Origin of the sequence: Sebaldella sp. S0638 (assembly GCF_024158605.1) — a bacterium.
Taxonomy (GTDB): domain Bacteria; phylum Fusobacteriota; class Fusobacteriia; order Fusobacteriales; family Leptotrichiaceae; genus Sebaldella.
The window spans coordinates 1-9,231 of sequence record NZ_JAMZGM010000104.1; the positions used below are offsets into that span (position 1 = coordinate 1).

Below are 9,231 nucleotides of genomic sequence, written 5' to 3' on the forward strand. Positions count from 1 at the left end.
ATTACATAAAGTAACAAAGATTTTAAGTAGTTAATTTAGCTTTTTTAACTACAAACATATTATACAAGGAGGTAATAAAAAATGGCTACAATTATTGGCGAAGGGTTAACATTTGATGATGTATTACTGGTTCCGCAGGCTTCTTCTGTCCTTCCTCACGAGGTTTCACTCAAAACCAGACTTACTAAAAACATAGAGCTTAATGTTCCTATACTCAGTGCCGCAATGGATACGGTTACTGAATCAGAACTGGCAATTGCTATTGCCCGTGAAGGCGGAATGGGTTTTGTTCATAAAAATATGACTATAGAGAGACAGGCTGAAGAAGTAGAAAAAGTAAAGAGATATGAAAGCGGAATGATTGCCAATCCTATTACACTGACAAAAAATGCTACTCTTCGTGAGGCAAACGAGCTTTTGAAACATTACAAAATTTCCGGTCTTCCTGTTATTGAAAAAGACGGTTCGCTTATTGGAATTATTACTAACCGTGATTTGAAATACAGAGATGACCTTACTATAAAAGTAAAAGATATTATGACAAAGGAAAATCTTGTTACTGCACCTGTAGGGACTACTCTTGAGGAAGCAAAGCAGATTCTTCTTGAACACAGAATAGAAAAGCTCCCTATTGTTAAGAATAATAAGCTGAAAGGCCTTATTACCATAAAAGATATTGATAATATAATAAATTATCCCAATGCAGCAAAAGATGAACACGGAAGATTAAGAGTCGGTGCCGCTGTAGGAATAGGAAAAGATACAATTGACAGAATATCTGCCCTTGTAAAAGCAGGCGTGGACGTAGTTACTGTTGACTCTGCACACGGACATTCAAAAGGCGTGGTGGAAGCTATTAAAAAGATCAGAAAAAAATTCCCGAAACTTGATCTTATCGGCGGAAATATTGTTACTAAAGATGCTGCCGCTGATCTTATCAAAGCTGGCGTGGATGCTGTAAAAGTAGGAATAGGCCCTGGTTCTATCTGTACTACAAGAGTGGTTTCAGGTGTGGGTGTTCCTCAGGTTTCTGCTGTTATGGAAGTTTACGATTATTGCAGAAAACAGGGAATTTCTGTAATTGCAGACGGAGGAATAACACTTTCAGGCGATATAGTAAAAGCAATTGCTTCAGGTGCTGACTGTGTTATGTTAGGCAGCCTTCTTGCAGGAACAGAAGAAGCTCCCGGAGAGGAAGTTCTTTTTAACGGTAGAAAATTCAAGACTTATGTAGGTATGGGATCTTTGGTTGCAATGAAAAGAGGAAGTAAAGACCGTTATTTTCAGTTGGAATCTGCTACTGAAAAACTTGTTCCTGAAGGAATTGAGTCTATGGTTCCGTTCAAAGGGAGACTAAAAGATACTATTTTCCAGCTTTGCGGAGGACTGCGTTCTGGTATGGGATACTGCGGTACACCGGATATCGAATCGCTGAAGAGTAAATCAAAATTTATAAAAATAACTAATGCAGGATTAAAAGAAAGTCATCCTCATGATGTAATAGTCACTAAAGAAGCCCCGAATTATCAGGCTTCAAAGTAACTGCGCAGACAAAAAAATATCTCTGAAACAAAAAAAGAGATATTTTTTTATAAAATTTTTTACGAAATTTTTCATTTTTTATATGAAAAAAGAAATTTATATTTTGAATTATACGCAGTATCAATAAAACCGCGTATTATATAGGAGGCTGTATGACTAAAAATATTTCGGAATTAATAAACGCAGCAACTGAAAAGACACTTCCTGATTTAGTGTTTAAAAATGCAAAAATCATAGATGTCTTTTCACTTGAAATAATGGAAGGCGATATAGCTGTTCTTGATGATATGATCGTTGGTATAGGAGAATACCATAATGCTAAAAAAATTATCGACCTTAACGGGAAATTTGTTTCCCCAGGATTAATCGAAGCACATGTACATATAGAATCTTCACTTATTATCCCGGAAAATTTTTCCACTGTACTTTTGAAACACGGAGTTACCACTGCTGTTATCGATCCGCATGAGATCGCTAATGTTATGGGAACCGAAGGAATTCAGTATATGATAGATTCTACTGAGAATACTGAACTTGATATTTTTATCATGCTTCCGTCATGTGTTCCCTCTACTCAGTATGAAAGTTCAGGCGCTGTATTGAAAGCAGCTGATCTGACAGGTTTTTATTCTCATCCCCGTGTTTTGGGACTTGGGGAATTAATGAACTATCCCGGACTTTTGGGATTAGACACTGATCTTTTACAGAAAATATATGATGCAAAGTCTCTGAATCTTGCTGTGGACGGTCATGCTCCCTCTATCAGCGCTCAAGGGCTGAATGCCTACATCTCGGCAGGGATAACAACTGACCATGAGTGTGAAACTTACGAAGAAATGAAATTAAGACTGCAAAGAGGAATGTATGTTTTTATAAGAGAAGGCACAGCTGCGAGAAATCTTGAAGCTTTGATAAAATATGTCAATTATAAAAATAATGATTTGATATGTTTCTGTACTGATGATAAGGAAATAATCGATATTGAAAAAGAAGGAAGCATTGATTATTGTGTAAGAAAAGCCGTTAATTACGGACTTGACCCTCTTCTTGCCATAAAGATGGGATCATATAATGCTGCAAAGGCACACAGACTCCATGACAGAGGTGCGATAGCCCCCGGCAGAAAAGCTGACCTTGTTATTCTTGATGATCTTGAGAATTTTACTGTTTCATCAGTTTACAAAGATGGAAAATTAATAGACGAAAATCCAAAGACAGATTTCTTAAAAATAAAGAACCATAAAATCTGTGTTTCAGATGATATTAACTGGGAAATAAAATTGAAGTCTGATGAAATACGTGCTATAGGGCTTGTTCCTAATAATCTTTTTACTAATGAACATATTATGAAAGTAGATATTGATAAAAGCGGCAATTTTATTCCTGATTCTGAAAAAGACGCTGTAAAGCTCTTTGTTATAGAAAGACATAACCCTGATAATAATAATGTCGGACGTGGAATACTCCACGGTCTGAAAATAAAAAAAGGTGTTATTGCCACTACTATAGGACATGATTCACATAATCTCATTATGACAGGATATAATAACGAGGATTTTTCACTTGCATTAAAGACTTTAAAAGAGTTTGACGGCGGTATTACTGTAGTTTCCGACGGCAGGGTTCTCGCTGTACTCCCGCTGGAAACAGCAGGACTTATGACTTCCAAGCCTGTTAATGAAGTCCTTAAAAATCTCGAAGAACTAAACAAGGCTTTGATAGAAATAGGATTCAGTGGTAATTTTAGTCCGTTTTTATCTTTGTCATTTTTATCGCTTCCTGTTATTCCAAAGCTGAAAATAACTGATATGGGACTCTTTGATGTAGAAAAATTCGGCTTTGTGGACATTGAAGTTTAAATTTTTATTTGAGGTATTGCTATGATATTAATCAAACCTGAGAAAATCTGTAAAGGAGTATATAAATATATTTCCCGTAATAATTTTACTGATTTTATATTTTTTTATGATGTAAATCATAATATTTATACTCCTGATGCAGAATATAACCTGAAAAATACCGGAAAGCTAAATACTGATGCACAGTTAAGCTATAATACAGTTTCATTTCATCCTTCAGACAAAAAAGCCGCTGTGATTTTGAAAGACGGCTCTCTGGCTGTAAATGATTTTAATACTGATATGCTTTGGGAAAAAAATGGTTCATTTGTGTGCCTGATTTACTCTAAAAACGGTAATTATATCTGGGCTGCTGAAAAATTAAGTAAAATCCGTTTGCGTATTTCTATATTTGACAGTATCAACGGATCTTTGCTGGCTTTCCACGAGATAGATGATTTGTTATACGACAGTAGTCTGCGTATATCAGATATTCCCGATTCAGATAATATTATACTTGAGCTGGCAGCGGGACAGGATGGAATAAGTTTATTTGAATGTAAATATACAAGCCAGATTGAACTAACAGAATTATTTAAGCATAATTCTTATATAACGCCCGCATGGTCACCTGACGGAACTAAGATGATCACCCTTGAAAATGATTCCCAGACCTATGCACATTTTTCCTATCCGCAGTATAAACTTCTTGCGGAACAGGCAGAAATTGACTTTGATGATGAAGAATCAATGCCGGGCTACAATATGATTTATCTAAAAAACGGACTAACAATTGTTCAGAATATGAATTACCGTCATTTTCTTTTTGACCCTGTGAAGATGAAAAGACTTGGTGAAGTTGCCTTTCATGGCTATGAACCTGTTCCGGCAAACCAAATTTATAAAAGCTTAAAAGATGATAATACACTATGTTCCCGTATTGTGTATTTTGACCGGATAGGAACTCTTCTGGCAGCACAGACCAGCAGTAAAGATGATGACCCTGTGACTGTTTTTATTGATGAAGATATATTTATCAATCAATTAACATAGAACTTCAGATTCTTCCAGCATTTTCTGACTTTGAATTTTCTGATGATAAAAACCGGAATATATAAAATACTAAATAAATTTATAATATAAAAAATGTATCTTTCAATCGACTTATAAACATTGATTTTGAGATACATTTTTTTATCAGATTATTTTTATTTTTTAGAAAGGCTGGTATACTTGCTTTTCAGTCCTTTCCATTGATTTTCATTTATACGGCATGAATCAATATAGTAATTTCTGCTGTCTTTGGACATGTATGACACTGCAATCCGCGGAATTCCTGATGAAGAATATATACTTGCAGGTATAATCTGCTTTATTTCATAATTTATCTCAAAAGTAACAGGATCAGCATTCTCAAGTTTTTTCCACGAATTATTTTTTTCCGGCTCACAATACGACGCTTTCACTTTTTCCGATATATTGCCGAATGACGGCTTACTTAGTTCCTTTATTTCATAATAAGTTTTTTCTCCTGTGTATACCTGTTTCATAACTTCATCAGACACTGTAATTTCAGACATTTCAACATTATTTTTCTCATTTGAAGTTTTATTTTCATTTATTCCTGTAATCACGACTCTGCTGTTGCTTTTATAATACACGTTATTCTTATCTTTGGCAAAATTAGAATTTATTGTCTCAAATGTCAAAGGATCTGATTCCAAAATTTCCTCTCCCCTATAATACACGCTATTTTTATCCTCTGCATAATCATATTCGTTTTCTTTTATTCTTTTCATCAATATAAAAGTCAGCGAATCAGCTCCTTCAATAATTTCGCTGTCGTAGTAAACGTGATTTTTGTCTTTTGTATAGAGCGGTGTTAATATTTCAAAGGTTTTTATATCTGCGCCCTTTACAGGTTCATAATCATACTGTGCCCTCATATATATATTATTCTTATCTTTTACATGAAAATATCCCAAAACTTCAAATGTTTTTGCATCTATCCCCTTTGCAGGCTTTTCCTGAAAATACGCACTGTTTTTATCTTTGGAATAATTCTCCTTTAACAGCTCAAATGTAGCTGGATCAGCATTTTTTATCACATAAACAGGATTGCCAAATTTTTCAATTACATACACTTTCTTTTTATCCTTTGCATATACCAAAGGATAAGACTCGCCTATATATTCAAAAGTTTTCGGATCAGCATCTTTCAGAGTTATGTTTTCCCGTCTTGTAATATAATACACATGATTCTTATCTTTTACCAGAGAATCATTTATAATACTGAAAGTTTTCGCATCTGCTGTCTCAAATACAGAATAATATTTTACACTTCCTGAATCATTATTTTCATTCTGATAATAAATATTTTTCCCGTCAGTAACGAACTTCCTTTCTTTATCCCCCTCAAAATCTCTAATTTTCACAATACTGCCGTCCTTAATTTCCGTACACTCCCAATGGCTTTTTCGTCCGCACTTTTTCATCTCCAAAGATCCGCCTGTTCTTACGAATTCATCTGCATATATACCAGCTGTAACAATTAGAAAAAGCAGAATTATTTTTTTTATCATACTAACAACTCCTTTTATTTCATAATAATTAATAATACAAAATTATTTATATATCTGTTCTCTTATCCGCTGCCTGTTTTTCCTGAAATACATCACTATTTCCAGTTTATCATAATTTATAAAGTGTGTTATAATATTAGTAATAAATATAAGAGTCAGGAGGATCAACACATGAAAAAGAAATATGCCTTTTTATTAATGGGGCCGGATTTTAACACAGAGCAGCATCAAGTCTGTTTTGAAACGGGAAACCTTATTTCCTGCCTGTATACAGTTCGTAATCCTGAGGAAGCCAAGCTGAAAATAACAGAGCTTGCAAACAGCGGCTACGGTGCAGTGGAACTATGCGGTGCTTTCGGGCAGAAACTGGCAGATGAGCTTATTTCCCTTACAGAGGGTAAAATAGCAATAGGTTATGTAGTTCATAACCCTGATCAGGATGATTTATTTGCGAAATTTTTCTCATAAATTTTCTTAACAAAAAAAGGGACATATATCATAATAGATTCTTTTAAAATATTTAAATACAAAATATTATATTTATTATTTTTATTAATACAATATTTTCTTATTAATTTATAAATAAGTTCTGTTTTGATATCGGCCCTTTTTGTATATATATAAATAAATTTTCTTTTATAATTTATTTATTTTTCTATTTTATCTCTATCCCCGGATAATCAGTAAAATATCCGTCAACTTTTAATACATCTCTGTAATACTTCACTTCTTCCTGGTAACTTTGAAATCCCTTCCCCACTCTTTCAGTATTAAATGTATAAGCATGAACTAAAAATCCCAGTTCTTTGGCATATCTGTAATAATCTTCCTTACTTTTATTTCCGTAAATAAGACTCTTATCCGGTCCTATGGCATCTGCATACTTTTTCATTTCATCCAGTCCGTTTTTTGTGTAAAAATATTTATAATTATACTTTTCTTTTTTACCATCACGAAATACTTTTATATCCCCGCTTTTTCTTTTCGGTATCAGTTGAACCAGCTTATAATCAACACCATACTCAGGATTCATTTCATTTTTTACTCTTTGTAATTCTGTACTGTCATATGACTGTATAAAAATTTCGTCCTGTTTATCATTATAATTATATTTTTTCAATACATCAAACAGAGCAATTGTGGTATCCTTGCCTTCACTTTTATAAAACCATACATCTTTCAGTTCAGGATAAATTCCTAATTTTCCATTATTTTTTTTATTATAATCTTCCACCAAGTCCAGCACTTCTTCAAAAGAAGCTATTTTGGCAGCATCGTCAGAATTATAGTCCCTGTTTTTAAACTGCTCAAATTTAAACTTCCACAAAATAAAATAACGGTTCGTCACACGCAGTGTTTTCAGCTCATTAAGAGTAAAATCAACAACATAATATTTTCCGTTTTTCCTAGTCCTGTTCTTTGGAAAAACCTGTTTCACATTAGTAACATTATCAAGGACAGTATCATGAAAAACAATAAGTTTATCGTCCTTAGTCATTTGAAGATCCTGTTCCAGATAATCAGCGAAATATTTCGCACTATTAAAGGATTCTAAAGTATTTTCAGGATATTTTCCGCTGTTTCCTCTGTGTGCAATAACTACTGTATCACTAAAAACAGCCATTGAAAGTAAGAACATAACAGCTAAAATCTTTTTCATATTTTACCCTCCTTTAAATAATTTGCATTTTCCTGCTTTTTATTTTACAATTCATTATATCACATTAATTAAGGAGCATATATGAAAATAATTAATAAATTCCCTTTTGGGGAAGAACTGGCTAATTTTATAAGCCATGCTGCCGGCGGGGTTCTCTCTGTTGCTGCATTAATAATTCTGATAATCCGTGCTGTTTCTCTCGGAAACACTTTAGATATAGTTTCATTCACTATTTTTGGGAGCGCCCTTATACTTATGTATACTACTTCAAGCATTTTTCATGCCTTAAGATGGAATAAGGCAAAGGAAGTATTTGAAATTCTTGATCATTCAGTTATTTACGTTCTTATAGCATCTACATATACTCCTTTTCTTCTTATTGTAGTAGGCGGAAAAGAGGGGATTACACTTTTAGTCATTGAATGGTTTATATGTATTCTCGGAATAGTATTCAAATCTTTTTTTATACAGAAATTTGTTGTTTTTTCCACGCTTTTGTATATTATAATGGGCTGGCTTGTGGTTTTTGTGTGGAATGATCTTCTTGCAAGCATTAACAATCTTTCGCTGTTCTTCCTTATACTTGGAGGAGTTTTCTACACTATCGGTACATTATTTTACATGTGGCGCCTATTCAAGTATCACCATCTTGTATGGCATATATTTGTTATTTTCGGAAGTATTGCACACTTTTTTGCAGTTTATTTTATACTTTAATTTAGGAGAATGAAGATGTACACAAGAATAATAAAAGACAAAATAAGAAAATTTTCTCTGGAGGATAAAATATTAAGACTAAAAAAGAGAAATTATAAAAACGCGGAAAAATATCTGAAAAAATCAAAACAGGAAATCAAATATTTAGGCAATGATTTTCTTATGGACAAAAAAATAATACTATCTATAAAATGTAATGAAATTGTTGCTGCACTAGAAACTGATCCTGAAAAAAGGGCTGCTGAAATGTATGCTGTCGGCTTTTCATATTCATTACTGGATAAAAGTAAAACTGCCAAAAGATACTATATGAGTGCTGCTAAAAATGGAAATCCCCGTGCAATAAATGCTTTAGGAGTTTTATATATAAGAGAAAAAAAGTATACTGCTGCTCTGAAATTTTTAGAGCAGGCTTTAAACTCCGGATATAATATGGCTCTTCATAGTTTAGGCTTCTTGTATTTTAAGATGAAAAAATATGATCTGTCAGAAGAATATTATAAAAAATCAATTGATTCAGAACCTAAAGATTTTGGCGAAAAATTCTATAAATCAGAAGCAATGTGTAATTTGGGAATTTTATATGAAAAACTAAACAAAGAAGAGCTAGCAGTGGAATATTACAAAATGGGCGTAGACTACAATAATCACCCAAGGTCTATGTTCTATCTGGGAAAATTCTACCAGTCGAAAAACCGGTTTGATCTAGCAGAAGAATATTATAAAATGGCAGCTGAGGAAGATTACAGCCCTGCTAAATATTATCTGAAAGAGCTGGCGAAAAAAGATCATTAAAATAACTTAGTTTATAAATGAAAAGAGCCTGTGATAAAAAGTCTGTAAATAAAAAAATCTTTTTATGATAAACTAAAAACAGGAGGACTTTATTATG

8 protein-coding genes are annotated in these 9,231 nt (G+C 33.2%); 6 read left to right on the top strand and 2 right to left on the bottom strand.

All coding sequences use genetic code 11. The features are described from left to right. The first annotated feature begins 81 nt into the window (after nt 1-81). The 3 genes from guaB (at nt 82) to NK213_RS17705 (ending at nt 4,433) form a co-directional block, all read left to right on the top strand. Nucleotides 82-1,542: an IMP dehydrogenase gene (gene guaB / locus NK213_RS17695; RefSeq protein WP_253351666.1), complete on the top strand. Its 1,461-nt coding sequence runs from the start codon at nt 82-84 to the stop codon at nt 1,540-1,542. A gap of 152 nt (nt 1,543-1,694) precedes the next feature. Continuing rightward, nucleotides 1,695-3,401 carry an adenine deaminase gene (ade, locus tag NK213_RS17700; protein ID WP_253351668.1) on the top strand — a complete coding sequence of 569 codons (1,707 nt, stop codon included), beginning with the start codon at nt 1,695-1,697 and terminating at the stop codon, nt 3,399-3,401. A gap of 21 nt (nt 3,402-3,422) precedes the next feature. Then, complete coding sequence (locus tag NK213_RS17705) at nt 3,423-4,433, top strand: hypothetical protein (protein WP_253351670.1); 1,011 nt, start codon at nt 3,423-3,425, stop codon at nt 4,431-4,433. 155 nt (nt 4,434-4,588) lie between these two features. On the opposite strand, the gene NK213_RS17710 is transcribed toward NK213_RS17705, so the two are convergent. Next, nucleotides 4,589-5,962 (bottom strand): DKNYY domain-containing protein, encoded by a 1,374-nt coding sequence (locus NK213_RS17710; RefSeq protein ID WP_253351672.1) that lies wholly within the window; start codon nt 5,960-5,962, stop codon nt 4,589-4,591. 171 nt (nt 5,963-6,133) lie between these two features. Here NK213_RS17710 and NK213_RS17715 point away from each other — a divergent pair, with 171 nt between their 5' ends. Beyond that, nucleotides 6,134-6,430 carry a DUF6506 family protein gene (locus tag NK213_RS17715; RefSeq protein ID WP_253351674.1) on the top strand — a complete coding sequence of 99 codons (297 nt, stop codon included), beginning with the start codon at nt 6,134-6,136 and terminating at the stop codon, nt 6,428-6,430. A 187-nt stretch (nt 6,431-6,617) separates the two neighbouring features. On the opposite strand, the gene glpQ is transcribed toward NK213_RS17715, so the two are convergent. Beyond that, nucleotides 6,618-7,622, bottom strand: a complete 1,005-nt coding sequence (glpQ, locus tag NK213_RS17720; protein WP_253351676.1) for a glycerophosphodiester phosphodiesterase — start codon at nt 7,620-7,622, stop codon at nt 6,618-6,620. 81 nt (nt 7,623-7,703) lie between these two features. Between glpQ and NK213_RS17725 the strand changes: the two genes are divergently transcribed. Both NK213_RS17725 and NK213_RS17730 read left to right on the top strand, forming a co-directional pair. After that, on the top strand, nt 7,704-8,339 hold the full coding sequence (locus NK213_RS17725) for a hemolysin III family protein (protein ID WP_253351678.1): 636 nt from the start codon (nt 7,704-7,706) through the stop codon (nt 8,337-8,339). Between the two features lie 15 nt (nt 8,340-8,354). After that, on the top strand, nt 8,355-9,134 hold the full coding sequence (locus NK213_RS17730; protein WP_253351680.1) for a tetratricopeptide repeat protein: 780 nt from the start codon (nt 8,355-8,357) through the stop codon (nt 9,132-9,134). Nucleotides 9,135-9,231: the final 97 nt, after the last annotated feature.